Source organism: Serinibacter arcticus (genome assembly GCF_004786095.1).
Lineage (GTDB): Bacteria > Actinomycetota > Actinomycetes > Actinomycetales > Beutenbergiaceae > Litorihabitans > Litorihabitans arcticus.
The window spans coordinates 259,683-285,710 of sequence record NZ_RHPJ01000004.1; the positions used below are offsets into that span (position 1 = coordinate 259,683).

Genomic DNA, 26,028 nt, shown 5'->3' on the forward strand with positions numbered 1-26,028 from the left:
CCCCGGACCGAGCTCAGGCGTTGCCGTCGAACAGCGACGTGACGCTGCCCTCGTCGAACACCTCGCGGATCGCGCGGCCCAGGAGCGGGGCGATCGAGAGCACGGTGAGGTTCGCGAACCGCTTCTCGTGCGGGATCGGGAGGGTGTCGGTGACGACGACCTCCTGCGCGCCGCAGTCCGCCAGCCGGCGGGCGGCGGGGTCGGAGAGCACCCCGTGCGTCGCGACGACGGTGACGTTGCGGGCGCCGTTCTCCTTGAGAACGCGCACCGCCTCGGCGATCGTGCCGCCGGTGTCGATGAGGTCGTCGACCAGCACCGCGTCCATACCGGCCACGTCGCCGACGACGCGGTTCGCCACGGCCTGGTTCGGGCGCGTGATGTCGCGGGTCTTGTGGACGAACGCGAGCGGGCAGCCGCCGAGCTTGGCCGCCCACTGCTCCGCCACGCGGATGCGACCGGCGTCGGGCGAGACGACGACGACGTTGCCCAGGTCGACGCGCGTGCGGACGTAGTCCACGAGCGTCGGCATCGCGAACAGGTGGTCCACGGGGCCGTCGAAGAAGCCCTGCGTCTGCGCGGCGTGCAGGTCGACCGACATCAGGCGGTGGGCGCCGGCCGTGCGGAACAGGTCGGCCATCAGGCGGGCCGAGATCGGCTCGCGCCCCTTGTGCTTCTTGTCCTGCCGCGCGTACGGGTAGAACGGCATCACGGCGGTGATCTGCTTGACGGACGCACGCTTGAGCGCGTCGACCATCAGCAGGTGCTCCATGACCCACTGGTTCACGGGGGCGGTGTGGCTCTGCAGCACGAACGCGTCAGCGCCGCGCACGCTCTCGGCGAACCGGACGTAGATCTCCCCCGAGGCGAAGTCGTAGGCCGTGGTGGGCACCAGGTCCACCTCGAGCTCCGCGGCCACGCGCTCGGCGAGCTCGGGGTGTGCCCGACCGGAGATCAGAACGAGTCGTCGTTCCCCGAATGTTGTGATGCCGCTCATGCGGTGGCGCCCTTCGTGTTGCTGTCCTGCCCCGGCGCCGACGGGACGTCGGCTCCGGAAGTCTCGTCATCGGCGTGCGGCTGCGCCTGCGCGGCGAGCGCCGTCTCGGCGGCGACGGCGGAGCGCGAGCCGGGGCGGCGCCGCACCACCCAGCCGCTCACCGTCCGCAGCTGACCGCGCTCGACGGCGAGGTCGCCCGGCGCCACGTCCCGAGTCACGGTGGAGCCCGCGGCGACGAACGCCCCGGCCCCGATCTCGACCGGTGCGACCAGCACGCTGTCGCTGCCGACGAACGCGGCCTCGCCGATCCGCGTGCGGCTCTTGGTCACGCCGTCGTAGTTGGCGACGATGACGCCGGCGCCGACGTTCGCGCCCTCGCCGATCTCGGCGTCGCCCACGTAGGAGAGGTGGGGCACCTTGGCGCCGGCGCCGATGCGGGCGTTCTTGGTCTCGACGAAGCCGCCGATCTTGCCGCGCTCGCCCAGCTCGGTGCCGGGGCGGAGGTAGGAGAACGGGCCCACCGTGGCGCGGTCGCCGATCGTCGCGCCGAGCACGTGGCTGCGCACCACGCTCGCGCCGACCCCGACGCTCGCGCCGTCCAGCGTGCTGTCGGGTCCCACGGTGGCGCCGGTGGCGACCGTCGTCGTCCCCAGCAGCTGCACACCGGGGAGCACGGTGACGTCGCGCGCCAGCTCGACCGTGACGTCGATCCAGGTCGAGGCCGGGTCGACCACGGTCACGCCCTCGCGCATCCAGGCCGTCACGGTGCGACGGTTGAGCTCGGCCCCGAGGGTGGCCAGCTGCACGCGGTCGTTGACGCCCTCGACGATGATCGGGTCGTCGGTCTCGATGGCCCGCACCGGGCCGCGGGCCCGCGCGATCGCCAGCACGTCCGTCAGGTAGACCTCGCCCTGGGCGTTCGACGTGGCCCCCGAGGTGGGGTCCTGCAGCTGCTCGAGCGCGTCGCGCAGCACGGCGGCGTCGAACGCGTAGACGGAGGTGTTGATCTCGTCGATCGCGCGCTCGTCCTCCGAGGCGTCCCGGTCCTCCACGATGCGGAGCACCGATCCGTCGGCGTCGCGCACGATCCGGCCGTAGCCGCCGGGGTCGGGCACGCGCGTGGTCAGCACGGTGACGGCGTTGCCGTCGCCCGCGTGCGCCGCGAGCATCTCGCCCAGCGTGCCGGCGTCGAGCAGGGGGACGTCGCCGGCGAGGACGACGACGGCGCCCTCGACCGGCTCCTGCGCGTCGAGCGCGGCGAGCGCGCACCACGCGGCACGTCCGGTGCCCTTGATCTCGTCCTGGTCGGCGACGACGACGGCGGGGTCCAGCGCCAGCGCGTGGGCGGCGACCGCCTCGCGCTCGTGGCGCACGACGACGGCGAGGCGCTGCGGCTCGAGGCCGCGGGCCGAGGTGAGCACGTGTCCCAGCAGGCTGCGGCCGCCGATGGCGTGCAGGACCTTGGGGGTGGACGACCTCATCCGGGTGCCTTCACCGGCAGCGAGGACGATGACGGCGGCAGGGCTCGGGTGGGTCACGACCGGGATCTCCCCTGGGGTGCGGCAGGCGGGCGGCCCAACTCTAGCCCTCGCCGTCGGTCCGTCGTGACGGCGGCCGGGGATCCGCCGTCGTCCCACCGGTGGGCGATGACGGCTCCGCCCCCAGGATTCGAACCCGGACCACACGGCACCAAAGGCCGGCGTGCTGCCGTTACACCAGGGCGGATCGCGCGCAGCCGACGTCGAGGAGCCGCTCGCTCCGCCGATTCTGCCGCATCGCCCCGGGACCGTCTGTGCCAGACGGCATGATGGACCCGTGGAGATCGAGAGCGCCCCCGTGCCCGAGCACGAGTCCTCGGCTCCGCTGCGCCCGCGTCCCCGCCGTGCCGCGCGGGCCAGGATGACGGCCCGCGAGCGCCGCGAGCAGCTCCTCGACGTCGGCCGCGCGCTGTTCGCCGAACGCGGTTTCGAGGCCACGAGCGTGGAGGAGATCGCGGCCCGCGCCGACGTCTCCAAGCCGGTGGTCTACGAGCACTTCGGCGGCAAGGAGGGTATGTACGCCGTCATCGTCGACCGCGAGGTGGAGCGGCTCACGGTCGTCCTGACCACGGCGCTCGCCCCGACGCGCCACCCCAAGGTCATCGTCGAGTCGGCGGCGCTGGCGCTCCTGGACTACATCGAGTCGAACACCGACGGCTTCCGCATCCTCGTGCGGGACTCCCCCGTCGCCCAGGCGACCGGCACGTTCTCCTCCCTGATCGGCGACGTCGCGACCCAGGTGGAGCACCTGCTCGCCGACCAGTTCTCCTCGCGCGGCCTCGAGACCGACGCCGCGCCCATGTACGCGCAGATGCTCGTCGGCATGATCGCGCTGACCGGGCAGTGGTGGCTCGAGGCCCGCTCCCCCGACAAGCGCGAGGTCGCGGCCCACCTGGTCAACCTCGCGTGGAACGGGCTCGGTCAGCTGCAGCCGGGGCCGACGCTCCACAACCGCTGACGCGTCCGACCCGTCGCAACGGTCTCTCCCCGGTCGAGAATCTCGACGTCGAGAGGTTAGGCTGCCCTCCATGAACGCCGACCAGGGCTCCCCCTCGGGGCACAGCGACGAGGTCGACCTCATCGTGCGCGCCTGGAGCGAGGAGATCCCGGGGCTCGACGTCGAGCCCATGCACGTCTTCTCGCGCCTGCACCGCCTCGCCCGCCACGTGCAGGACATGCGTCGCGACGCGTTCGCCGAGCACGGCCTCGCGCTGTGGCAGTTCGACGTGCTCGCGGCGCTGCGCCGGGCCGGCGACCCGTTCGAGCTGACCCCCGGCCGGCTCGTCACGGAGACCCGCGTCTCCTCCGGCACGATGACCAACCGGATCGACCGGCTCGCCGAGCGTGGCCTGGTCGTGCGGCGCGGCTCGCCCGGGGACCGTCGCATCGTGCTGGTGCGCCTCACGGACGCCGGGACCGCCGCCGTCGACGGTGCCGTGACCGACCTGGTCGCGCGCGAGCGGGAGCTGCTCGAGACGCTCGCGGCCGGTGGCGCCGACGACCTCGCAGAGCTGCTGCGCAGCATGCTCAGCCGGTACGCCGGCACCCCCACCCCCGCCGAGGAGCCCGACGCGTGAGCACCCCACCGCTGCTTCTTCCCCTGGGTGACCGCGAGCCTCGCGTCTCGCCGACGGCGTGGCTCGCGCCCGGCACCGTCCTCGCCGGCGACGTCACGATCGGTGCGGGCTCCAGCCTCTGGTACGGCGCCGTCCTGCGCGGCGACTGCTCGCGCATCGTGATCGGTGAGCGCACCAACCTCCAGGACGGTGTCGTCGTGCACGTCGACGACGTTTCCCCCACGATCGTCGGCGACGACGTCTCGGTGGGTCACCGCGCCGTCCTGCACGGCTGCGAGATCGGCGACGGCGCCCTCGTCGGCATGGGCGCGACGGTGATGTCGGGCGCCGTGGTCGGCGCGGGCGCGATGGTGGCGGCCGGCGCGCTCGTGACGCCGGGCAAGGTCGTCCCGCCCGGCGTGCTGGCCGCCGGGGTGCCCGCCAGGGTCGTCCGCGACCTCACGGACGTCGAGAGGGCCCACCTGGTGCACAACGCGGCGCACTACCTCGAGCTCGTGGCGGACCATCGCTCGGCGCTCGGCCACGGCTCGGGCGCAGGAGAGCCCCCGATACACTGAGCCCCAACATGGCACACCTCCTCGGCGCCGAACAGCTGCGCCTCAAGTTCCCCAACCGCATCGTTCTCGACGGCGTCTCGCTCGGTCTCTCCGACGGCGACAACGTCGGCCTCGTGGGCCGCAACGGTGACGGCAAGTCCTCCCTGATGCGGCTGCTCGCCGGCAGGAACGAGCCGGACTCCGGCCGCGTGACGGTCCGCCGCGGCGTGACCGTCGGGATGCTGGACCAGACCGACGCGCTGGACCCCGACGAGACCGTCGGCCACGCGATCGTCGGCACCGCGGCCGAGCACGAGTGGGCCCGCGACCCCCGCATCCGTGACGTCATCACGGGCCTCGTCAGCGACGTGCCGTGGGACCAGCTGATCTCGGCCCTCTCGGGCGGGCAGCGCCGTCGGACGGCGCTCGCCGCGCTCCTCGTGCGCGACCTCGACGTGCTCCTGCTCGACGAGCCCACCAACCACCTGGACGTCGAGGGCGTGACCTGGCTCGCCGGGCACCTCAAGGCGCGGTTCGCGGGCGGGCAGGGCGCGTTCGCCGTCGTCACGCACGACCGGTGGTTCCTGGACGAGGTCACGACCACGACGTGGGAGGTGCACGACGGCATCGTCGAACCCTTCGAGGGTGGTTACGCCGCGTACGTCCTGGCGCGCGTGGAGCGCGACCGCCAGGCCTCGACCATCGCGGCCAAGCGCGCGAACCTCATGAAGAAGGAGCTCGCCTGGCTGCGCCGCGGCGCGCCCGCGCGGACCGCCAAGCCGAAGTTCCGCATCGACGCCGCCAACGCGCTGATCGCCGACGAGCCGCCCGTGCGCGACACGGTCGCGCTGACGCGGATGGCGACCTCGCGACTGGGCCGCGACGTCGTGGAGCTCGTGGACGCGAGCGTCACCTACGACGGCGAGCACGACGTCCTGCACGACATCTCCTGGCACCTCGGCCCCGGCGACCGCGTCGGCATCCTCGGCGGGAACGGCGCGGGCAAGTCGACGCTGCTGGGTCTCGTCACGGGTGACCTCGCGCCGACGTCGGGCAGGGTCAGGCGCGGCAAGACGGTCAAGGCCTCGTGGCTCTCGCAGGACCTGCACGAGCTGACCGACCTTGCGAACCAGCGCATCACCGACGTCATCGCGCCCTACCGCGTGGCGTTCACGTCCGCCTCCGGCGACGACCTGACGCCCGGCCAGATCCTCGAGCGGCTCGGCTTCACGTCCGCTCACCTGGCGACCCCGGTCAAGGACCTGTCCGGCGGGCAGAAGCGCCGGCTGCAGCTCGTCCTCGTGCTGCTCGGCGAGCCCAACGTGCTGGTGCTCGACGAGCCCACCAACGACATGGACACCGACATGCTCGCCGCGATGGAGGACCTGCTGGACGGCTGGCCCGGCACGCTGCTCGTGGTCTCGCACGACCGGTACCTGCTCGAGCGCGTGACCGACAACCAGTACGCGGTGCTGGGCAGCCCCGACGGCGGCACCCTGCGTCACCTGCCCGGCGGCGTGGAGGAGTACCTCGCGCTGCGGGCCGCGGGTGCCGGGTCGGGCGCCGCCCGGCCGGGTGCGCCCGGGGGGCCCGGGGCACTGACGGCCGGCGGCGGAGCCGGGTCGAGCCCGGCGTCCGGAGCCGAGCGCCACGCCGCCCGCAAGGAGCTCGCCTCGATCGAGCGCCGCATGGAGAAGCGCTCGGGCGACGCCGCGAAGGTGCACGACTCGATGGCCGCGCACGACCCGTCGGACTACCCCGGCCTGGAGAAGCTCGCCGCCCAGCTGCGGGAGATCCAGGCCGAGGTCACCGAGCTCGAGGAGCGGTGGATGGAGCTCGCCTCCGACTGAGGCGGCCCCGCGGGGCGCCGGGTGCCGGCCGTGACCCCGCGCGTCAGCCCAGGCGTCGCGCGACCACCACGTTGTCGCCCAGGTCCCAGGTCTCGCCGTCGCGCACGACCTCGCGCCGACGCACCTCTGCTGTCTCGACCACCCAGCCGTGGTCGGGCAGGCCGAGCGTGGCGAGCTCGTCGTCGAGCGTGGGCATCGCGTGGTGACCCGGTCCGTGGTGGCCCTGATCGCCGTCGGCCGGCGGGACGCGCGGGGTCATGCTCGCGTGCGAGACGAGCACCAGCCGCCCGCCCCGTTCGACCGCGCCCATCGCGCGCCGCAGCACCTGCTCGCGCGGGAACGCCTCCCAGTCCTGGAGGAACTGCGCACTGACAAGGTCGTAGGTCTGCTGTGGCTGCCACGCCACGAGGTCGCCCTGCACCCAGGTGACCCCCTCGACGCCGCGCTCCTGCGCCGCCGCCCGACCGCGCTCCAGCGCCGTCGCCGAGATGTCGACGGCGGTCACCTCCCACCCGCGCCCCGCCAGCCACAGCGCGTCGCCGCCCTCGCCGGCCCCGAGGTCGAGCGCGGCGCCGGGCTCCCACGCCGCGGCCACGTCGCCGAGGCTCGCGTTGACGTGGCCGGTCCACTGCGGGGCCGCGCTCTCGCCGTAGCGCTCCTCCCACCGACGCTCGCGGTCGGCGGCGAGGGCCCGCGCCTCGGCGACGTCCAGCTCGAGGAGCTCGGAGTTGATCATCACCCCGGCCTGGAAGCCCTCCGCGATGGCCACGGGGACGGTCGCGGCAGGGTTGACGACGTTGCCCGCGGCGTAGAGCCCGGGCACGCTGGTGCGGCCCATCACGGCCTGCACGACGGTGAACCCCTGCGGCGCCTCGACCGTCTCGGCGCCGGCGCCCACGAGCAGGGCGTCCAGCGGTTGCATCGTCGACCCGGTGAAGATCGCCTCGACAGGGTGGTGACGACCGCCGGCGACGACGGCGCGCACGGCGTCGTCCGTGACGACCACCTCGGTCACGGGCTCGGCCACGACCCGTACGCCGCGCGCCGCGAAGCCGGCCAGCGTCTCGGCGTCGAGGTCCCCGGCCAGGTGGCTGAAGAACGTGACGTCCGGGCTCCACTGCCGCAGCATCGTGGCGTGGTGCACCCCCATGGCGCTCGTGGCGACGACGCCGAGCGGCCGCCCGGCCACCTCGGCCCCGTGGCAGTACGGGCAGGCGTTGACGTCACGGCCCCAGCGCTCGCGCAGGCCGGGGACGGCTGGCAGCTCGTCGACGAGGCCGGTGGCCACGAGCACCGCCCGCGCGGCGAGCGTCCCGCCGTCGGTGTGCACGCGAAACAGGCCGTCCTCGCCGCGCAGGTCGAGCCCGGAGACCGCGGCGGGTCGCACCTCTCCCCCGTACGAGGCGACCTCGCGGCGGCCGATCTCCAGCAGCTCCAGCGGCGACCGGCCGTCGTGGCCGAGCACGCCGTGCATGTGTCCGGCGAAGCGGTTGCGCGGCTGCGCACCGTCCAGCACCAGCACGCGGCGCTGGGCGCGCGCGAGGGTGAGGGCGGCGCTGAGGCCGGCGGATCCCCCGCCGACGATGACGACGTCCCAGGGGGTGGGGTGCTGCTCGGTGTTCTCCATGACCCAAGCATGCATGGCAGGATGTCGAGCCAGCAAGCGCGTTTGCGGAATCAGCAAACGTTCCCCGACGCCAGGAGGCGATCGATGACCGACCCGCGCATCGACGAGATCGGCCCACGCCTGCGGGCCGCGCGCACGGACGCCGGCCTCACGCTCGAGGCGCTGGCCGAGCGTGCCGGCATCTCTCCCAGCACGCTCTCCCGGCTGGAGAGCGGCAAGCGGCAGGCCAACCTCGAGCTGCTGCTCCCGCTCGCGCGCGAGCTGCGGCTCGGGCTCGACGAGCTCGTCCCGCCGGCGGTGCCGGACCCGCGCGTGCGCCGCAAGGCTCACACGCGCGACGGCGTCACGATGGTGCCGCTCGCCCCGGAGGGCTCCCCGGTCCAGACGGTCCGCATCACGTTCGAGCCGGGTCCGCCGCCGCCGAGCCTGCGCACCCACGACGGCTACGAGTGGCTGTACGTGATCAGCGGCCGTCTCCGCCTGCAGCTCGCCGAGCACGACCTGGTGCTCGGTCCGGGCGAGGCCGCCGAGTTCGACACCCGCACCCCGCACGCCCTCAGCTGCTACGGCGAGACCTCGTGCGAGCTCGTCGCGATCTTCAACGCCGCGGGCGAGCGGATCCACACCCGGGCGGCGCCGCGATCGCGGGTGCCCCGGTCCGCGACCACGGAGGAGGGTGGGAGCCACGACGACCGCAGCGGCCCCCAGGAGGACTGACGGTCAGCGGGCGACGCCGGGCTCCGCGGCGGCGATCGCCGCGAACTGCGTCACGGTCAGCCGCTCGCCGCGCAGGGTCGGGTCCACCCCGGCCGCGCGCAGGATCGCCTCGGCCCGCACGGGCGAACCCGCCCAGCCGGCGAGCGCGGCGCGCAGCGTCTTGCGGCGCTGGGCGAACGCCGCGTCGACGACGGCGAACGTCTCCTCGCGGGTCGCCTCCCCCGCCGGCGGATCCCGCCGCACGAGACGCACGAGGGCGGAGTCGACGTTCGGCGTCGGCCAGAAGACGTGGCGTCCGACCGACCCGGCGCGCGTCGCCTGCGAGTACCACGCGGCCTTGACCGACGGGATCCCGTAGGTCTTCGACCCGGGCGGCGCGGCGATGCGGTCGGCGACCTCGGCCTGCACCATGACGAGCACCTCGGCCACGTCGGGGAAGCGCTCGAGCATCGTCAGGAGCACCGGGACGGCCACGTTGTACGGGAGGTTCGCGACCAGCCGCGTGGGGGCGACGCCGTCGATGCTCGGCAGCTCGGTGACCTCCAGCGCGTCGGCGCGCACGACCGTGAGCCGGTCGAGGACCTCGGGCGCCTGCGCCGCCACGGTGGCGGGCAGCCGCTCCGCGAGCAGGGGGTCGATCTCGACGGCGACGACGCCGGCCCCGACCTCGAGCAGGCCGAGCGTCAGCGACCCGAGCCCGGGTCCGACCTCGACCACGACCTCGCCCGGCTGGACGCCCGCGACCCGCACGATGCGGCGCACGGTCCCCGGATCGGTGACGAAGTTCTGGCCGAGGGTCTTGGTGGGGCGGACCCCGGTGAGGCCGAGGAGGTCGCGCACGTGCGCCGTCGTCAGCAGCTCGACGGCGGGGTGCTCAGGGATCGTCACCGCACGAGCCTAACGAGGCTCGCCGGGCCGACGGACCACCGGCCCGTACCGATCGCGCGACGGCGCACGCACGGTGGCGCAGCACGACGGCGGGGCCCACCGCACCGGTGGGCCCCGCCGTCGTGGATCGAGCCGTCGGAGCTACAGCAGCCCGAGCTTGCGGGCGCACGCGGGCCACTGGCCCCAGCCCGACCGGGCCTGGAGCGCCTGGGCGCGCTCGGTCTGCTCGCTCGCGGAGGCCTGCGACGGGAGGCCCGAGCCGCCCATGGCCTGCCACGTGGCGACCGAGAACTGGTACAGGCCGTGGTACTTGCCGTTCGAGCTCACGATGCTGGCGTTGCCGCCGGACTCGCACTGCGCGAGCTTGCCCCAGACGTCGCCCGTGGCGACGGGGGCGGGAGCCGGAGCGGGGGCGGGGGCAGCAGCCGCGCCCCCGGACGAGCCGGAGCCGCCCGAGGACGACGAGCCGGAGCCGGAGGACGTCGCGGCCGGGCGCGGCGCCACCACGACGGGCTTGGGCTTGCTACCGATCGCGGTGACCTTCTCGACCATCTCGACCGTGACGGCCTCGCTGGTCAGCTCGGCGGACACCTCGACGCCGTCGCGCGTGGTGACGGCGTAGCGACGCTCGATGTTGCCGTCCACACCCTCGGTGGTGACCGCCGTGCGACCGACCAGCAGCGAGGAGTCGTCCTCCTCGCGGGACGTGAAGGGCACGGCCTCGTTCTCGACGCGCTCGGTCACGGCGACCCTGACGATCGTCACGACGGACGTGCCGTCGGTCTCGCTCGTCACGGTGATCTCGTCGAGGTCGGCCAGCGTGATCCCGAGGGTCTCGAGCGCCTCGGCGAGCGTGGTGCCCGGCTCGAGGTCGAGGTTCTGCGAGCCGCCGTCGACGTTCAGGACGGTCTGCTGCGAGAGCGGGAGGTCCATCTCGCTGCGGCCGGAGGAGCGGGAGACGGACATCTGCACGTCGCGGCCCTCCAGGCCGAAGGCGGCGAGCGCGGCGCCGGCGTCGTCCGCGGTGGTCCACAGCACGTCGTCCTGACCGTCCACCACGATGTCGACGGGAACGGCGCGCAGCACGGTGACGTTCTCCCCCTGGCGCAGCGGCTCGTCGAGCGCCGGCACGACCTCGTCGTGCTCGCCCAGCGTGACGTCGTTCTCCTCGAGGAAGCCCGCGACGCTGCCGCGGAAGGAGCTCGAGGCGACGACGTCGCCGTCGACGTCCAGCTCGACCACCTTGTGGGCGTGGGCGGCGACGGCGCCACCGGTGCCCAGCACCGCGACGAGCGCGGCGGCGACCACGCCCGCCACGAGCCGGCCGCGGCGTCGGCGCGGCGCGAGCTCGGTGAGGGTGGCGTCGGGCTGCGAGGTCGCGGCGGCCTCGGTGTCCGGCGTCACGGAGCTGTCGGTGTCTTCGGCGTCGCCGACGGCGGGCACGGTGGGGTCGATCGGATCGGTCACGGGGCTCCAGAGCTGGCGCGGTCCGGCGTCGCGAGGTGCCCGGGATGCGGGGCGGGACGGCGACTGGCCGGCGGGCACGGGCCCACCGGTCGGCGGCCCTGCCGTCACCGTAATCGAATCGTTACCGTCGGTCGAGGCCGGGTGAGAGGGTTCACATCGGCCCGGCACCTGGCCTGACGACCCCTTGTGGCCCGCTTGTCCTGACGCTGTGCAGCGCTTGACCGCGTGCTAGCGGGACGCTGACCGAGGACTCAGTACCAGTTGCGGCGCTTGGAGTGGTCCCAGGCACCGCAGGGGTTGCCGTAGCGGCCCTCGATGTAGTTCAGGCCCCAGGTGATCTGGGTGGCCGGGTTGGTGCGCCAGTCGTCGGCGACCGAGGCCATCTTGCTGCCGGGGAGCGACTGGGGGATGCCGTAGGCGCCGGAGCTGCGGTTCTGCGCCAGGTGGTTCCAGTTGCTCTCCTTCTGCCACAGCGAGTCGAGGCAGATCCACTGGTCCTCACCCCAGCCGCGCGAGGCGACCTGCTCCTGCGCGATCGCCCGGCTCGTGCCCGGGTCGACCGGGGTGGCGGGCGCCGCGGGGGCGGGGGCGCCGGCGGAGCCGGAGCCGGACGACCCGGTGGAGCCGGAGCCCGACGAGGTCGCGGCGGGGGTCGGCTTGCGCGTCCCGACCTCGACGATCTCGGTCACGGGCTCGGCCGAGCGCACGGAGACCACGGTCCTGCGCGCAACCTCGGCGCCGTCCACGACGGTGATCTCGGAGGTGACGCGGTCGTCACCGTCGACGCCCTCCTGCACCACCCGGGTCTCGCCCTCGAGCAGCTCGGAGGTCCGGCGCTCCTCCGTCTCGTGCGGCGTGAGGACCTGCTCGGTGACGTACTGCGTGCCGCCGCGGCCGATGAGGACCTGCGCGCCGGGCTCGGGGGCGGCGGCCAGATCGGCGGAGACCTGGTCATCCCAGCCGACGACGATGCCGGCCTCGGCGAGGGCGTCGGAGAGCGTGGACGCTGCCGAGGTGACCTCGACGGTCGCGCCGTCGACCACGACGGTGAACGTGACGCCGTCCACGAGGGACGCGCGGCTCTGCGAGCGGGAGGCGGGGGCGACGTGCTGGAGCTGCTGGGTGGCGAGGTCGGAGACCAGCGGGACGTCGGCGCTGGAGGCGCCCTCGGGGACGTGCGCCTCGGCCGCGGCGACCTCGACGGTGGCGGCCTCCTGGGCGAGCTGCGCGGCGGCGTCGTCACGCACCTGGCCCACGACGACCGTGCCTGTCCCGGCGACGAGCGCGCCCAGGATCACGGTGTACAGGCCGTACTTGACCCCGCGACGTGCTGTGCTCACCCGGTGCTCCTCATGGATCGACGACAGGGTTCGGACCACGGTAACGGAATGGTCACGACGCCGCGACCACGCTCGGCGTGGCGTGGCCGACATGCCGGGCTGTCCGTCAGATCAGGCGCTCGGCCGGCCGGTGCGCATCACCAGGGCCCGTAGAGCTCCACGGCGGTCGCGGTCGTGACCGCGGCGACGTGCTCCACGCTCTCCCCGCGCACGCGTGCCACCTCGCGCGCCGTGTGCGGCAGGAGGTAGGGACCGTTCGGGCGTCCGCGGAAGGGGTGCGGCGTCAGGTAGGGCGCATCCGTCTCGAGCAGCAGGCGGCTCAGCGGTGCGACGCGGACGGCGTCGCGCCCGTCGTCGTTGGCCTTGAAGGTCACCGGACCGGCGATCGAGAGGTACCAGCCCTGCTCCGTGCAGACGCGCGCCATCGCGGCGTCGCCCGAGAAGCAGTGGAAGACGGTGACGTCGGGGGCACCGTCGGCCAGCAGGATCTCGATGACCTCGGCGTGCGCCTCGCGGTCGTGGATCTGCAGCGGCAGCCCCAGCTCCTTGGCCAGCGCGACGTGCGCGCGGAACGACTCGCGCTGCACCTCGCGGGCGCGCTCGCCCCCGCGGTAGAAGTCCAGACCCGTCTCGCCGACGGCGCGCGTGCGACCCTCGCGCGCCGCGCGGACGACGGCGTCGATCGCGTCCGCGAGCGACGTCGCGTGCCTCGGCTGCGGGTCGGGCTCGAGCCCGTCGGGGGCCACCTCGTGCACGCCGGCGTGCAGCACGGCCTCGTTGGGGTGGATGGCGACGGCGAGCAGCACCTCCGGGTGCGCGCGCGCCAGCTCGAGCCCGGGCTGGAGAGCGTCGAGGTCGCACGCGACCTGCACGAGCCGGGTGACGCCCGCGGCGCGTGCCCACGCGATCTCCTGCTCCGCCGTCGGGACCTGCTCCCCCGCGGGCAGGACGTCGACGGCGCTGCCGAGGTGGGTGTGGTTGTCGACGAGCTCGACCCCCTCACCCAGCGGGTCGGGGGCCGGTGGCCAGCCCCGCTCGCGCGTGCGGGCCATCCTCAGCCCTGCAGCCGCTCGACCTCGGCCTCGATGGCCTCGTCCGTCAGCTTGGTGAAGACCGGCGCCGGCTTGGGGACGGTCGTGCCCGGGACGACCGGCTCGCTGCGCCAGGCCGCGAGGTCGGTGCCGAGGCGGTAGTCGCCGGTGATGACGGGGTAGTGCCGGGTGTCGTCGTCGAGGTCGGTGACCTCCTCCAGCCGCGGCATCGGCGCGAGGCGTCCGGTGCCGCCGAACGCCTCGTGCACGGCCTGGGAGCTGTGCGGCAGCACCGGGGACAGGAGCACGGAGCAGTCGGCCACCGCCTGGACGCACGTGTGGAGCACGGTCGCGAGGCGGTCGCGGTTCTCCTCGCCCTTGAGCGTCCACGGCTGCTGGGCGGAGACGTACCGGTTGACGTCGCCCACCACGCGCATCGCCTCGCCGACGCCGGCGCGCAGGCGCTGCGAACCGAGGAGGCTGCCGACGCCGTCGAACGCCGCCCGCGTGGTCGCCAGCAGGGCCCTGTCCTCGTCCGTCTGCTCGACGGGGGCCGGGACCTCGCCGAAGTTCTTGTGCACGAGGGTGGCCGTGCGGTTGACGAGGTTGCCCCAGCCCGCGACGAGCTCGTCGTTGGTGCGGCGCTGGAACTCGGGCCACGTGAACTCGGAGTCGCTCGTCTCCGGACCGGCGGCCGCGATGAAGTAGCGCAGCGCGTCCGGCTGGAAGCGGGCGAGCATGTCGCGCACGAGGATGACGTTGCCGCGGCTGGTGGAGAACTGCGCGCCGCCGACGTTGAGGTACTCGCTCGAGACGACCTCGGTCGGCAGGTTGAGCTCGCCGAACAGGCCGGGCTCGCCGCCGCGCGACCCCTTCCCGCCGTAGGCCAGCAGCTCCGCCGGCCAGATCTGCGAGTGGAAGGTGATGTTGTCCTTGCCCATGAAGTAGTACGACCTCGCGGCGGGGTCGTTCCACCAGGCGCGCCACGCCTGTGCACCGGACGAGTCCATCCGCCCGTCCCCACCGGCGGCGATGTCCTGGCGGCGGGCCCACTCGATGCTCGCGCTGAGGTAGCCGACGACGGCGTCGAACCAGACGTACAGACGCTTGCTCGGGTTGTCGCTCCAGCCGTCGAGCGGGACCGGGATGCCCCAGTCGATGTCACGCGTCATGGCGCGGGGGCGGACGTCCTTGAGCAGGTTCTGGCTGAAGTTCAGGACGTTCGGACGCCACGCGGTGCGGGTGCCGAGCCAGGAGGCGATCGCATCGGCGAGCGCGGGCAGGTCGAGGAAGAAGTGCTCGGTCTCGACGAACGTCGGGATCTCGCCGTTGATGCGGCTGCGCGGGTTCTTCAGCTCGCTCGCGTCCAGCTGGTTGCCGCAGTTGTCGCACTGGTCGCCGCGAGCGCCGTCGTAGCCGCAGATCGGGCAGGTGCCCTCGATGTAGCGGTCGGGCAGCGTGCGGCCGGTGCTCGGCGAGATCGCGCCGCTCGTGGTCTGCTCGACCATGTAGCCGTTCGCGTGGACCTGGCGGAACAGCTCCTGCGCCACGGCGTAGTGGTTGCGCGTCGTGGTGCGGGTGAACAGGTCGTAGGTGAGCCCCAGCTGCGTGAGGTCCTCGGCGATGACGCGGTTGTACCGGTCCGCGAGCGCCTGCGGCGAGACGCCGGTCTGCTCGGCCTGCACGAGGATCGGCGTGCCGTGCTCGTCGGTGCCGGAGACCATCAGCACGTCGTTGCCCGCCATGCGCGAGTAGCGGCTGAACACGTCGGAGGGGACGCCGAACCCGGCGACGTGACCGATGTGCCGCGGGCCGTTGGCGTAGGGCCAGGCGACGGCGGAGAGGATGTGACTCACGGGCACCGAGTCTAGTTGGGCGGCGGGGGCGCCCGCGCGGGCGTCCGGCTGAGCTGGTCCGGCGGCCGGTCGGTGGCTGGGCCAGCTGGTTCGGCGGCCGGGCGGTGCTCCCGCAGCGGCGCCGCCGTCCCTTCGGCCGGTGCGGCCGTCCCTTCGGCCGGTGCGGCGGTCCCTTCGACAGGCAGCCCCCGGCAAAGCCGCAGGTCACAGCCCTAGCCGGTCGTGGCAGTCGCAGCTGGACCGGCCGAAGGGACAGCCGCACCGTCCGACGGGACGCCCCCGATCCGCCCACCCGTCACCCCCACCGCCTTCCGGGCGCGCCAGCTCGACCGGTTCTCCCCGCGAGCGGCCACCTCGCGCAGCTGGTGGATCACCGCGGGTGGCACGGACCGTAACGGCTGGTGCGGGTGGTGGCGCAGCGCGGCGACGTGGAGCGCCACCTCGGCCACCACGGCGACCGCATCCGCGTCCTCGAACGCGAACCGGAGGACGACCAGGCCGAGCCGGGCGGCGGCGCGGTCGCGTCGGCGGTCGGCCCGGTACTGCTTCCGGTCACCGTGGTAGGCGAACCCGTCGATCTCCACGATCACGCAGCCCTCGACCAGCAGATCGACCTCGCCGATCCCCGGAATCCGAGCACCGGCGACCACGTGCAGCCCGGCCGCGCGCAGCGCGAGGCGGACGCGCGTCTCGACGGCGGACCGGCTCGCCAGGTCGACGTCGGTCGCCAGGTCCGCGGCGAGACCGGACCGCACGGCGGCGACGCGTCGCAGGACATCCTCGAGCAGCTCGGGGCCGCGGGTCCTCGCGACCAGCTCGAGCGTCGCAAGCGCCTCCAGGTAGGGACGGCACAGCATCGCGCGGACCAACGCGTCGGGGAGCGGCTGCACGTACGCGCCACCGTGGTCGGCCACGTCCTCGAAGTGCCGGACGCCGGGACCGCGCCGTCGAACGCGATGGTGCGACGGAACCGCATAGTGCAGCACCGAGGCGTCACCGGGGACGTCGCACCCGTGGCTGCGGAGGGCGGACACGCAGGCGAGCCGACCGCCGAGCGCCACCGCCCGGGTGGTGTGCGGATCCGCCTCGGGCAGCGCGTACCACCCGCGCGCCGGCGATCTCAGCTCGCCGCGCTCGACCAGCAGGCGCAGCTGACGCTTGGTCAGGCCGAGCTCGTTCCCGCGGGCGAGGCCGTGGCGCTGTCGGAGGACCGAGAGGTGTCGCATCGCCGAAGGGTGGCAGCAGGGGTCCCCGCGTGCCGCCGCCTGTGGACAGGGCTCGGCGGACGGCACCCCTGGGGACAGTCCCTCTCGTGGTAGATCTGCCGAGGCCGCAGTCGCCGAACGACGACCCGGCAGGCGCTCAGTCCCCCGCGTACCCCGGCAGCTCCGTCACGGACGTGTACACCGGGATGCCCCGCCGGTGCGCGATCGCGACGTCGTTGTCGGCGCCGGCGGACTCCCCGGGCAGACGCAGCACGCCGTCGCAGTGCTGAAGGAGACGCGACGCCGTCTCGTACATGACGTCCTCGCCCCCGAGGTCGACGCCCGCCAGCTCACGCTCGCGCAGGATCGGGAGGGCCACCCACTCGCCGATCATCGGCACGTGGCCGGCACGGTAGATCGGGAGGGACGCGGCCTCGAGCGCCGCGAGGTTGGCGGCGATGCGGGCGGGGTCGCCGTCCGTCCCGGAGCGGTAGGGGCCGGCGATGAGGATGAGCTGGGGGCATGTCATGGCCCCAGTGGACCACAATCGTGCAGAACCGTGCAAGACTCGGAACGAACAAGGCCAATGACACTGCGAGGATGACCTGTGCTCACCGCCGAACGACGTGCCCACCTCCTGTCCGTCCTCGCCCGCGACGGCAAGGTGCTCGCCAAGGTCGTCGCCGCGGACCTCGGCCTGTCGGAGGACACGATCCGTCGAGACCTGCGCGACCTCGCGGAGGAGGGTCTCCTGCAGCGCGTCTACGGCGGCGCGCTCCCGGCCGCTCCTGCCGCCCAGCCCTACCTGGCGCGGACCACCCTCGCCACCGCCAGCAAGGAGCGGGTCGCGCGCACCGCCGTCGCCCTGATCGAACCGGGCGCGACGGTCGTGCTCGACGGCGGGACCACCGCCCTCGCGCTCGCGCGCGCTCTCCCGGCCTCGCTGCGCGCGACGATCCTCACGCCCAGTCCGAGCGTCGCCGTCGCGCTCGCCGAGACCACCGCAGTCGAGATCGTCATGCTCGGCGGCGTCGTGCACCGCCACTCGCTCGTGGTCGGCGGTGCGCTGGCGGCCGAGCAGATCGCCCGCGTGAGGGCCGACGTGTTCCTGCTCGGCGTCACGGGTGTGTCGGCGGCGGCAGGCCTGACCACCGGCGAGGTGGAGGACGCGGCGACCAAGCGCGCCCTCGCGGCCCGCAGCGCGCAGACCTGGGTGCTCGCGAGCGCCGAGAAGATCGGTGCGGCCTCGGCGCACGACGTCCTGCCGCTGGCCGAGGTCGCCGGGGTCGTGTCCGACGGCGAGGACCACCCCGAGCTCCGTGCCCTAAGGAGGGCGGGGGTCACGGTCCTGTAGCCGTGGTCGGACCACGCGCCGCGCCGCGCCGCGGTCAGTACGTCACGCGCACGAGGCGGTCGTCCTCGGGCCCGGGGTCTCCGCGGCCGTCGGTCGCGTTCGTCAGCACCCAGAGCTCCCGCTCCCCCGCCGCGACGACGGCGCGCAGCCGACCCAGCTCGCCGGTCAGGAAGTCCCGCGGCTCCGCCGCAGCGGCCCCGTCCGCGCCCGTCGGCACGAGCCACAGCCGCTGCCCCTGCAGCCCGGCGAGCCACACGCCCTCGGGGGTCACGGCGAGCCCGCTCGGGCTGGCGACGTCGGTCGCCCACGTCGCGACGGGCGCCACCAGCTCGGCGAGGGTCGCCTCGTCCGCGCCGCCCGCGACGTCGTCGCCCTCCACGAGGGGCCACCCGTAGTTGCCGCCCGCGACCACGCGGTTCACCTCGTCGAGGGTGTTCTGCCCGAACTCGCTCGCGTACATGACCCCGTCCGCGCTCCACCCCAGGCCCTGCACGTTGCGGTGGCCGAGCGAGAACACGGGTGAGCCCGGCTCGGGGTTGTCCGGCGCCGGCTCGCCGTCGAGCGTGACGCGCAGGATCTTGCCGCCGAGAGAGTCGGGGTCCTGCGCGCGGTCGGGCTCCCCGGCGTCACCCGTGCTGACGTACAGCAGGCCGTCCGGCCCGACGGCCACCTGACCGCCGTTGTGCGTCCGGGCTCGGGGAATCCCTTCCACGACCGGGGTCAGGTCGCCCAGCTCGGTGCCGGTCAGGGTGCCGCGCAGCACCGCGTTGTCGTCCTGCCCCGTCCGGTAGAGCACCACCTCGACCGACGCCTCGGTCCCGCCCGGGAGGACGGCCACCCCGAGCAGGCCGCCCTCGCCGCCCGGCGCGGTCTGCTCGGCGAGCTGGTCGGCGCCGGCACCGGTCACGTCCAGCACCTCACCGTCGGAGCTCACGACGACGGCGCGCGCCTCGTCCCGCAGCGTCACCAGGGCGCCGCCGTCGGGCAGCACCGCCAGCCCCCACGGGGCGGCGAGACCGGTCGCGAGCGTCGCGGTGACCGTCACCTGCTCGACCGGCGCCGCCGTGGCCGCGGCCTCGGGTGCCGACGACGTCTCGGTGGGAGCGGTGGTGGCGCCGTCGTCGCTCGGCGCGACGGCGGGCGGCTCGGACGGTCCGGTGGACGTCGGCGCCCCTGTCGTCCCCTCGTCGTCCGAGGGCGCGCACGCGGCGGTCAGCCCCAGGGCGGCGACGGCGAGCAGGGCTGTCGTGCGGCGTCGGCTCATCCCCCATGGTCACCCGCGACCGCGCCGCGGCGCCAGGAGACCGATCCGGCTCCGGGCGCGTCAGACCGTGAAGACCTCGATCACCAGGGTGGTCCTGCCGTCCTGCGTGGTCGCCTCGACGGTGCGGTGGACCCCCTCGTCGTCCGCGACGCCGTCCCAGTCGTCCTCGCTCGCGGCGACCGGGTCCTCCGCGCCCTCGGGCAGCAGCAGGGTGGCGCCCAGGTGCCAGTCCTGGAAGCTGTCGTAGGTCGACTCCACGACCTCGGTTCCCTCGGGCAGGTCGAGACCGCTGACGTCCTCGATCGTCTCGAGCGGGATGTCGGTGCAGCCACCCCGGTCGCACGACGCCGTGGTCTCGGTCGAACCCGCGTCCCCCGAGCATCCGGCGAGCAGCAGCACGGCGAGTCCCCCGGCCGCGAGCGCTCTCACGGCGGCGGCCACCCGCCCGGCCACCCGACTCCTCGCGTTGGTCACGCAGTCATCCTGCCGCACCAGCGCGGCCGAGCGTCCACCCGGCCGCCCGTCTCCCCTCACCCCATCGTCTTCGCGCCGTCGATGGTCTCCCTGATGATGTCGGCGTGACCGGCGTGCTGCGCCGTCTCGGCCACGATGTGCGTCAGCACGCGCCGCGAGGTCCAGCGGGCACCCGGCTCGAACCAGGGCGCCTCGGGGAGCGGCTGGGTGCCGTCGAGGTTCGGCAGCGCGAGCACGGCCGCCGTCGTCTCGTCCGCGCACCGTTCGTAGTCGGCGAACAGTCCGGCGAGCGTGTCGCCGTCGAGCATGTGGTGGCCCGCCCACCAGTCACCCTCGGCCGCCGCCACGTCGCGGCCGGTCATGAACGCGACCCAGCCGCGCTCCGTCGACGTGACGTGCTTGATCAGGCCGCCGATGTGGAGCTCGCTCACGGTGGGGGTGAGCGCGGCCTGCTCGTCGGTCAGCCCCTGCGCGGTGGTGGTGAGGAACCACCGGTGCCTCGCCAGGCTCTCGAGGAGGTCGCCCTTCTCGCTGCCCGGGGGCTGCGGAGCAGGGTCGCCCGCGGCGGTGGAAGGCGTGGTGGGCGTGGTGGCAGTGGCGTCGTCGCTCATGGGTGGAGCCCCTCTCGTCCCGGTGGTGGGCCCAACGTAGACCCGGCCACCAACAGGCGGCTCAGCCCTGCAGGCGCGTGAGCCCCCGCTTGATCGACCGGGTCGCCTGCCCGATCCGGTGCTCGTTCTCGATCAGCGCGAACCGCACGAAGTCGTCACCGCCCGCCCCGAACCCGACCCCGGGCGAGACCGCGACGTCGCACTCGCGCATGAGGTGCGTGGCGAACTCGATGGAGCCCATCTCCGCGTACGGCTCGGGGATGCGCGCCCACGCGAACATCGTGCCGCGCGGCCGGTGGATCTCCCAGTTCGCCCGCGCCAGCCCGTCGACCAGCGCGTTGCGGCGCGACTCGTAGATCCGCGAGAGCTCGGCGGGGTACTCGTGAGCCTCGTTGAGGGTGACGGTCGCGGCGATCTGGATCGGCTGGAACGTGCCGTAGTCGAGGTAGCTCTTCAGCTGCGTGAGCGCCGCGATCACGTCGGGGCGGCCGACCATGAACGCCACGCGCCACCCGGCCATCGAGAAGGACTTCGTCAGCGAGTACAGCTCGACCGCGACCTCCTTGGCCCCCTCGCACTGCATGATCGACGGCGGCTCCCACCCGTCGAAGCACATGTCGGCGTAGGCCAGGTCGTGCACGAGGGCGACGTCGCGCTCGCGCGCCCAGTCCACGAGGCGCTGCATGTCGGCCAGCTCGACGGTCGTCGTCGTCGGGTTGTGCGGGAAGGACAGCACCACGACGCGCGGCTTGGGCGCGCCCATCTCCCACGCCTCGATGACGCGGTCGACGTAGCCGCTGCCGTCGTCGCCGTCGCCGACGGGGACCTGCAGGGTGGAGGCGCCCGCGAAGTACGGGCCCCAGATGTGGATCGGGTAGCTCGGCGTCGGCACGATCGCGGTGTCGCCCGGCTGCAGCAGCACCCACATCAGGTGGCTGAAGCCCTCCTTGGCACCGATCGTGGAGATGATCTCGCGCTCGGGGTCCAGCGTGACGCCGAACCGGCGCTGGTACAGGTCGGTGACGGCCTCGCGCAGCTTGGGGATGCCGCGCGAGGAGGAGTACCGGTGGTTGCGCGTGTTGTGCGCGGCCTCGGCCAGCTTGTCGACGGCGATCTGCGGGCTGGGGAGGTCGGGGTTGCCGAACCCGAGGTCGACGACGTCGCGCCCGGCTCGCCGCGCCTCGATCTTCAGACCGTCGATGATCGTGAAGACGTACGGGGGCAGACCCTGGATGCGGCGGAAGTCCATGCGCGCACGGTACTCGCCCCGCGCGCCCGGGTGCCCTACCGAGCCACGGGATGAGCGCCTAGCCTGGAGGCATGACCCGAGCTCTGATCGTCGTGGACGTCCAACCGACCTTCTGCGAGGGCGGCGCCCTGCCGGTGGCCGGTGGCAACGCCGTCGCGGAGGCCATCGCCGCCTTCGCGGAGACCCGCCGGGGCGACTACGCCCTCGTGGCGACCACGCAGGACTGGCACATCGACCCGGGGGCGCACTTCAGCGACGACCCCGACTTCATCGACACGTGGCCGCCGCACGGCGTCGCCGGCACCGACGAGGCCGAGCTGCACCCCGTGCTCGCGGGCCTGAACCCGGACATCAGCGTGCGCAAGGGCCAGTACGCCGCGGCCTACTCCGGCTTCGAGGGCACGGACGAGGCCGGCGTCGGCCTGGGCGACCTGCTCGTCGCTGCGGGGGTGGACGCGGTCGACGTCGTCGGTCTCGCCGAGTCCCACTGCGTGCTGCGCACGGCGCTCGACGCGCTCGACGAGGGCCTCTCCGTCCGTGTCCTGACCGACCTCACCGCGCCGGTCACGGCGGAGCAGGGCGAGTCCGCGCGGGACCTGATGGCCGACGCCGGCGTCGTGCTCGAGCCGAGCACCGCCGCCTGAGGCGCCCTCAGCGCGCGGCGAGCGCCGCCTCGTAGACGTCGCGCTTGGGCAGACCATGACGCAGGGCGACGGCGGAGGCCGCGTCCTTGAGCCGCTCCCCCGCCGCGACGGACTCGAGCACCTCGGGTGCGACGTCGGCCGCCGTGACCGTGCGCGCGCTCGCGCTCACCCCGGCGAGGACCACGGTGATCTCGCCGCGGACGCCGTCGGCCGCCCACGCGGCGACCTCGGCCAGTCCCCCGCGGCGGACCTCCTCGTACGGCTTGGTCAGCTCGCGGCACACGGCCACCTCGCGGTCGGCGCCGAAGATCTCCGCCATGTCGGCCAGCGTCGCGGCGATGCGGTGGGGCGACTCGAAGAAGACCATCGTGCGGCGCTCGTCGGCGAGCTCGGTGAAGGCCCGACGGCGTTCGCCCCCCTTGCGCGCGACGAACCCCTCGAAGCAGAACCGGTCGCTCGGCAGTCCGGAGACGGCGAGGGCCGTCAGCACCGCCGAGGGACCGGGCAGCGCGGAGACGCGCACACCGGCGGCCTGGGCCGCTGCCGCGACCCGGAAGCCGGGGTCGGAGACGGACGGCATCCCGGCGTCGGTCACGACCGCGACCGTCGCGCCCGCCTGCGCGCGCTCGACGAGCTCGGCCGCCCGCTCGCGCTCGTTGTGCTCGTGGTAGCTGACGACGGCGCCGCTCGGGTGCACGCCGATGCGTCGCAGGAGCTGGCGGAGCGTCCGGGTGTCCTCGGCCGCGACGACGTCCGCCTGCGCCAGGAGGTCTTTCAGGTTCTCGGTCGCATCACGCGAGCTGCCGATGGGGGTCGCGGCCAGGACGATGCGTCCGAGGCCCCGCCAGCGGGCCGCCGCCGCGGGTGTGTCGTCGGGGCCCGGCTCCTCCTGCCCGGGCTCCTCGGCGCCGTCGAGCTCGAGGTCGTCCGGTTCGATCGCGTCGTCCACCGGCTCGCCGTCGGGGAGGGTGGATCCGTCGGTGCTCATCACCCCATTCTCCCCGGCTGCGCGCACGCCGCGCTCCCGCGCCTGTCGCGGTCGCTCGACCTAGACTCGGCCGGGTGACCGACGCTCCGCGCCCCGAACCGACGCTGCCCGGAGAGCCCGGCGGACCGCCCCCGCGCGACCTCGACGTCGATCCGCAGACCTCCCCCGCACCGCGGTCGTCGTCGCCCGCGCCGGAGGTGAGCGCCGCGCACGACGCCGAGGCCGCAGCCTGGGAACCCGGTACTGCCGTCTCCGTCGCGACCGACGGGCCTCCGACGTCGGAGATCACGGCGCCACCCGAGCCTCGCACGACGGCGGAGCACCTCGCCGTCGTGCTTCCGCGCCTCGTCAGCACGGTGGAGGGCAGCCGCCTGTGGGGCTGGATCGCCGCGCTCGCGGTCACGGCCGTGGCCGCCGTGCTGCGCCTCGTCGCGCTCGACCGGCCAGCCCGCATCGTGTTCGACGAGACCTACTACGTGAAGCAGGCCTACTCGCTGCTGACCCTGGGGTACGAGGGCGACTGGGCGGACGAGCAGGACGAGGCGTTCGCGTCCGGGGACTACTCCGGCCTGTCGACCGAACCCGACTACGTGGTGCACCCGCCGCTCGGCAAGTGGCTCATCGCCATCGGGATGAGGCTGCTCGGTACCGAGTCGATGGCCGGCTGGCGCATCTCGGGCGCGGTCGCCGGGATCATCGGCGTCCTCCTCGTGGCGCGCATCGGACGCCGCCTCCTCGGATCGACGCTCCTCGGCGCGACGGCGGGCCTGCTGCTCGCCGTCGACGGCATGCACCTGGTGATGAGCCGCACCGGCATCCTCGACATCTTCGTCTCGACCCTCGTGCTGGCGGCGTTCGGCACGCTGCTGCTGGACCGTGACCAGTCCCGACGGCGGCTCGCCGCCAGGGTCGCCGACGACCTCGCCGCCCACGGGCGCCTCAGGGACCCCTGGGGGCCACGACTCGGCGTGCGCTGGTGGCTCGTGGCGACCGGCGTCCTCCTGGGCATGACGTGCGGCGTGAAGTGGTCGGGCATCTACGCCGTGGCCGTCTTCGGACTGCTCACGGTGGCGTGGTCCGTCTTCGCGCGACGCTCCGCCGGCGTGCGCCTGTGGGCCGGTGCCGGGCTCGTCCGGGACGGCATCGCCAGCTTCCTCACCCTCGTGCCGGCCGCTGTCGCCGCGTACGTGGCCTGCTGGTTCAGCTGGTTCGTCAGCGACAACGCCTACAACCGGCACTGGGCGGAGAACGTCAACGCGGTCGCGGCGACGCCGGAGCGCACCTGGATGCCGGACACGCTGAACTCCTGGTGGCAGTACCACCTGCAGATGTGGAGCTTCCACCGAGGGCTGGACTCGGAGCACACGTACTCCAGCCACCCCGCGGGCTGGCTCCTGCAGCTGCGCCCGACGTCGTTCGCGTGGCAGCGCCTCACCGATGCCGACGGGGTGGAGACCGGCGACGTCGAGGTCGTCCTCGCGGTCGGCAACCCGATCGTCTGGTGGGGCGGAGCGATCGCCCTGCTCGTCGTCCTCTGGTGGGCGCTCCGCCGCCGCGACTGGCGCGCCTGGGCGATCCTCGCGGGCTACGCGGCGATGTACCTGCCGTGGTTCACGTACTCGGCACCGTTCGCCAACCGGACCATCTTCACCTTCTACACCGTGGCGTTCGCGCCGTTCGTGGCGCTCGCCCTGGCCTATGCGCTCGGGAAGCTCCTCGCTCCCCCGGGCGCACCGGCACGGGAGCGACGTCGCGGCTACTGGATCCTGGGTGGTGTGGTGGGCCTCGCCGTGCTCGTGGCGGCATTCTTCTACCCGATCTGGATCGGGCAGCCCGTGCCCTACGACTACTGGCGCCTGCACATGTGGGTTCCGGACATCTCGTCCCTGCGCATCGGTTGGGTCTGACCGCGCGAATCCTCGCGCTGCCGGACCAGGGTCGAGATCGGCGGGGCACCCCGTCCGGGACATGGGCCCCTGATGTCCCGGGACGGTGGCCCTCCACCCTGGTGCCATGCGCACCTCACACCCCACCGTCGTGGCCGCCGTCGTCGCCCCGCTGCTGTTCGTCACGGGGCAGGCACTGCCCCCCGTCCTTGAAACCGACGTCCCCACGGCGTTCGCCCTGATGATCGAGCACTGCGACCAGCTGATGCTGTCGCGGCTCCTGACGATCGCGGGGACAACCACCGGATCCCGGTGGTGCTGGGCATCTCCAACAAGACCGTGCGCAACGTGCTCTCGGCCGTCCTGCTCAAGCTGGGCGCGTCCTCACGCGCGGAGGCGGTAGCGATCTCCCGCGATGCGGGCGTCGGTGGCGGACGTACCGCGCCCGGATCGACGCGCGCGTGAGCCGCGGCGCTGGTGGACCACCATTCCGAGCGCGGACGGACGGTACGGCCCAGAACGCAGGAAAGCCCCACACCGGTGGGTGTGGGGCTGTGGGTGAGGGTGCCGACGGTGTTGGGGGGGGTGTTGTGGGTGTGCGAAAGGCCCCACACCGGGGGGTGTGGGGCCTTTCGGCTTAATGGGTGTTCGGCGGTGTCCTACTCTCCCACCCCGTCTCCAGGGCAGTACCATCGGCGCTGAGGGGCTTAGCTTCCGGGTTCGGAATGGTGCCGGGCGTTTCCCGCCTCGCTATGGCCGCCGTAACTCTATGGAACTATCAACACAAACCCTCCCAACCAGGGCGCATCACCCGTGAGGGGTGTGCCTGGTTGGGGTGTGCTGGTGGTTCGGGAACCGCACAGTGGACGCGTCGCAACAATTTTGAGCTTGTTGGTGTGGTGAAGTGATCGGCTTATTAGTACCGGTCAGCT

24 protein-coding genes, 1 tRNA gene and 1 rRNA gene are annotated in these 26,028 nt (G+C 73.6%); 9 read left to right on the plus strand and 17 right to left on the minus strand.

The window, feature by feature from the left end; translation table 11 throughout:
- Nucleotides 1-13: 13 nt before the first annotated feature.
- From SERN_RS14075 to SERN_RS14085, 3 genes are all read right to left on the minus strand, one after another.
- Complete coding sequence (locus tag SERN_RS14075) at nt 14-994, minus strand: ribose-phosphate diphosphokinase (protein WP_135850782.1); 981 nt, start codon at nt 992-994, stop codon at nt 14-16.
- The gene (gene glmU / locus SERN_RS14080; protein ID WP_233251714.1) at nt 991-2,475 is read right to left on the minus strand and encodes a bifunctional UDP-N-acetylglucosamine diphosphorylase/glucosamine-1-phosphate N-acetyltransferase GlmU; all 1,485 of its coding nucleotides are present in this window, start codon (nt 2,473-2,475) and stop codon (nt 991-993) included. The genes SERN_RS14075 and glmU overlap by 4 nt, the downstream gene beginning before the upstream one ends.
- A gap of 172 nt (nt 2,476-2,647) precedes the next feature.
- Nucleotides 2,648-2,719: transfer RNA gene (locus SERN_RS14085), tRNA-Gln, on the minus strand.
- Between the two features lie 174 nt (nt 2,720-2,893).
- On the opposite strand from SERN_RS14085, the gene SERN_RS14090 reads away from it, so the two are divergent.
- The 4 genes from SERN_RS14090 (at nt 2,894) to SERN_RS14105 (ending at nt 6,495) form a co-directional block, all read left to right on the plus strand.
- Nucleotides 2,894-3,490, plus strand: coding sequence for a TetR/AcrR family transcriptional regulator (locus SERN_RS14090; RefSeq protein ID WP_135850825.1), 597 nt, complete (start codon nt 2,894-2,896; stop codon nt 3,488-3,490).
- Nucleotides 3,491-3,560: 70 nt separating this feature from the next.
- Nucleotides 3,561-4,109, plus strand: a complete 549-nt coding sequence (locus SERN_RS14095) for a MarR family winged helix-turn-helix transcriptional regulator (RefSeq protein ID WP_135850784.1) — start codon at nt 3,561-3,563, stop codon at nt 4,107-4,109.
- Nucleotides 4,106-4,666: a gamma carbonic anhydrase family protein gene (locus tag SERN_RS14100; protein WP_199241622.1), complete on the plus strand. Its 561-nt coding sequence runs from the start codon at nt 4,106-4,108 to the stop codon at nt 4,664-4,666. Before SERN_RS14095 ends, SERN_RS14100 begins: the two co-directional genes overlap by 4 nt.
- An 8-nt stretch (nt 4,667-4,674) precedes the next feature.
- A complete protein-coding gene (locus tag SERN_RS14105; RefSeq protein WP_135850785.1) occupies nt 4,675-6,495 on the plus strand; it encodes an ABC-F family ATP-binding cassette domain-containing protein in 1,821 nt (606 codons plus the stop codon).
- Nucleotides 6,496-6,538: 43 nt separating this feature from the next.
- Here SERN_RS14105 and SERN_RS15900 read toward each other — a convergent pair whose 3' ends face one another.
- Nucleotides 6,539-8,122 (minus strand): FAD-dependent oxidoreductase, encoded by a 1,584-nt coding sequence (locus tag SERN_RS15900; protein ID WP_158292672.1) that lies wholly within the window; start codon nt 8,120-8,122, stop codon nt 6,539-6,541.
- Nucleotides 8,123-8,206: 84 nt separating this feature from the next.
- On the opposite strand from SERN_RS15900, the gene SERN_RS14115 reads away from it, so the two are divergent.
- Nucleotides 8,207-8,839 (plus strand): helix-turn-helix domain-containing protein, encoded by a 633-nt coding sequence (locus SERN_RS14115; protein WP_135850787.1) that lies wholly within the window; start codon nt 8,207-8,209, stop codon nt 8,837-8,839.
- A gap of 3 nt (nt 8,840-8,842) precedes the next feature.
- On the opposite strand, the gene rsmA is transcribed toward SERN_RS14115, so the two are convergent.
- The 7 genes from rsmA to SERN_RS14150 all read right to left on the minus strand — a co-directional run bounded on the left by rsmA (nt 8,843) and on the right by SERN_RS14150 (nt 17,155).
- Complete coding sequence (gene rsmA / locus SERN_RS14120; protein WP_135850827.1) at nt 8,843-9,721, minus strand: 16S rRNA (adenine(1518)-N(6)/adenine(1519)-N(6))-dimethyltransferase RsmA; 879 nt, start codon at nt 9,719-9,721, stop codon at nt 8,843-8,845.
- Between the two features lie 147 nt (nt 9,722-9,868).
- On the minus strand, nt 9,869-11,194 hold the full coding sequence (locus SERN_RS14125) for a resuscitation-promoting factor (protein WP_158292673.1): 1,326 nt from the start codon (nt 11,192-11,194) through the stop codon (nt 9,869-9,871).
- 251 nt (nt 11,195-11,445) lie between these two features.
- The gene (locus tag SERN_RS14130) at nt 11,446-12,534 is read right to left on the minus strand and encodes a G5 domain-containing protein (RefSeq protein ID WP_233251716.1); all 1,089 of its coding nucleotides are present in this window, start codon (nt 12,532-12,534) and stop codon (nt 11,446-11,448) included.
- A gap of 137 nt (nt 12,535-12,671) precedes the next feature.
- Nucleotides 12,672-13,586 carry a TatD family hydrolase gene (locus tag SERN_RS14135; RefSeq protein ID WP_135850789.1) on the minus strand — a complete coding sequence of 305 codons (915 nt, stop codon included), beginning with the start codon at nt 13,584-13,586 and terminating at the stop codon, nt 12,672-12,674.
- A 2-nt stretch (nt 13,587-13,588) separates the two neighbouring features.
- On the minus strand, nt 13,589-15,421 hold the full coding sequence (metG, locus tag SERN_RS14140) for a methionine--tRNA ligase (RefSeq protein WP_135850790.1): 1,833 nt from the start codon (nt 15,419-15,421) through the stop codon (nt 13,589-13,591).
- 212 nt (nt 15,422-15,633) lie between these two features.
- Complete coding sequence (locus tag SERN_RS14145; RefSeq protein ID WP_135850791.1) at nt 15,634-16,647, minus strand: hypothetical protein; 1,014 nt, start codon at nt 16,645-16,647, stop codon at nt 15,634-15,636.
- Nucleotides 16,648-16,783: 136 nt separating this feature from the next.
- The gene (locus tag SERN_RS14150; protein ID WP_135850792.1) at nt 16,784-17,155 is read right to left on the minus strand and encodes a DUF4406 domain-containing protein; all 372 of its coding nucleotides are present in this window, start codon (nt 17,153-17,155) and stop codon (nt 16,784-16,786) included.
- A gap of 78 nt (nt 17,156-17,233) precedes the next feature.
- Between SERN_RS14150 and SERN_RS14155 the strand changes: the two genes are divergently transcribed.
- Nucleotides 17,234-17,980, plus strand: coding sequence for a DeoR/GlpR family DNA-binding transcription regulator (locus tag SERN_RS14155; protein WP_135850793.1), 747 nt, complete (start codon nt 17,234-17,236; stop codon nt 17,978-17,980).
- Between the two features lie 34 nt (nt 17,981-18,014).
- On the opposite strand, the gene SERN_RS14160 is transcribed toward SERN_RS14155, so the two are convergent.
- The 4 genes from SERN_RS14160 to SERN_RS14175 form a co-directional block, all read right to left on the minus strand.
- A complete protein-coding gene (locus SERN_RS14160) occupies nt 18,015-19,244 on the minus strand; it encodes a PQQ-dependent sugar dehydrogenase (RefSeq protein ID WP_135850794.1) in 1,230 nt (409 codons plus the stop codon).
- A 60-nt stretch (nt 19,245-19,304) separates the two neighbouring features.
- Nucleotides 19,305-19,718, minus strand: coding sequence for a hypothetical protein (locus tag SERN_RS14165; RefSeq protein WP_135850795.1), 414 nt, complete (start codon nt 19,716-19,718; stop codon nt 19,305-19,307).
- A gap of 56 nt (nt 19,719-19,774) precedes the next feature.
- Nucleotides 19,775-20,329, minus strand: coding sequence for a DinB family protein (locus tag SERN_RS14170; RefSeq protein ID WP_135850796.1), 555 nt, complete (start codon nt 20,327-20,329; stop codon nt 19,775-19,777).
- 61 nt (nt 20,330-20,390) lie between these two features.
- Nucleotides 20,391-21,578 carry an aminotransferase class I/II-fold pyridoxal phosphate-dependent enzyme gene (locus SERN_RS14175; protein ID WP_135850797.1) on the minus strand — a complete coding sequence of 396 codons (1,188 nt, stop codon included), beginning with the start codon at nt 21,576-21,578 and terminating at the stop codon, nt 20,391-20,393.
- A gap of 71 nt (nt 21,579-21,649) precedes the next feature.
- Here SERN_RS14175 and SERN_RS14180 point away from each other — a divergent pair, with 71 nt between their 5' ends.
- Nucleotides 21,650-22,222, plus strand: coding sequence for an isochorismatase family protein (locus tag SERN_RS14180; protein ID WP_135850798.1), 573 nt, complete (start codon nt 21,650-21,652; stop codon nt 22,220-22,222).
- 7 nt (nt 22,223-22,229) lie between these two features.
- On the opposite strand, the gene rsmI is transcribed toward SERN_RS14180, so the two are convergent.
- Nucleotides 22,230-23,210 (minus strand): 16S rRNA (cytidine(1402)-2'-O)-methyltransferase, encoded by a 981-nt coding sequence (gene rsmI, locus SERN_RS14185; RefSeq protein WP_135850799.1) that lies wholly within the window; start codon nt 23,208-23,210, stop codon nt 22,230-22,232.
- A gap of 74 nt (nt 23,211-23,284) precedes the next feature.
- On the opposite strand from rsmI, the gene SERN_RS14190 reads away from it, so the two are divergent.
- Entirely contained in the window at nt 23,285-25,117 is a 1,833-nt protein-coding gene (locus SERN_RS14190; RefSeq protein WP_158292674.1) for a dolichyl-phosphate-mannose--protein mannosyltransferase, read from the plus strand.
- Nucleotides 25,118-25,402: 285 nt separating this feature from the next.
- Nucleotides 25,403-25,561 (plus strand): LuxR C-terminal-related transcriptional regulator, encoded by a 159-nt coding sequence (locus tag SERN_RS14195; RefSeq protein WP_269846162.1) that lies wholly within the window; start codon nt 25,403-25,405, stop codon nt 25,559-25,561.
- Between the two features lie 181 nt (nt 25,562-25,742).
- On the opposite strand, the gene rrf is transcribed toward SERN_RS14195, so the two are convergent.
- Nucleotides 25,743-25,860 (minus strand): 5S ribosomal RNA (gene rrf / locus SERN_RS14200).
- Nucleotides 25,861-26,028: the final 168 nt, after the last annotated feature.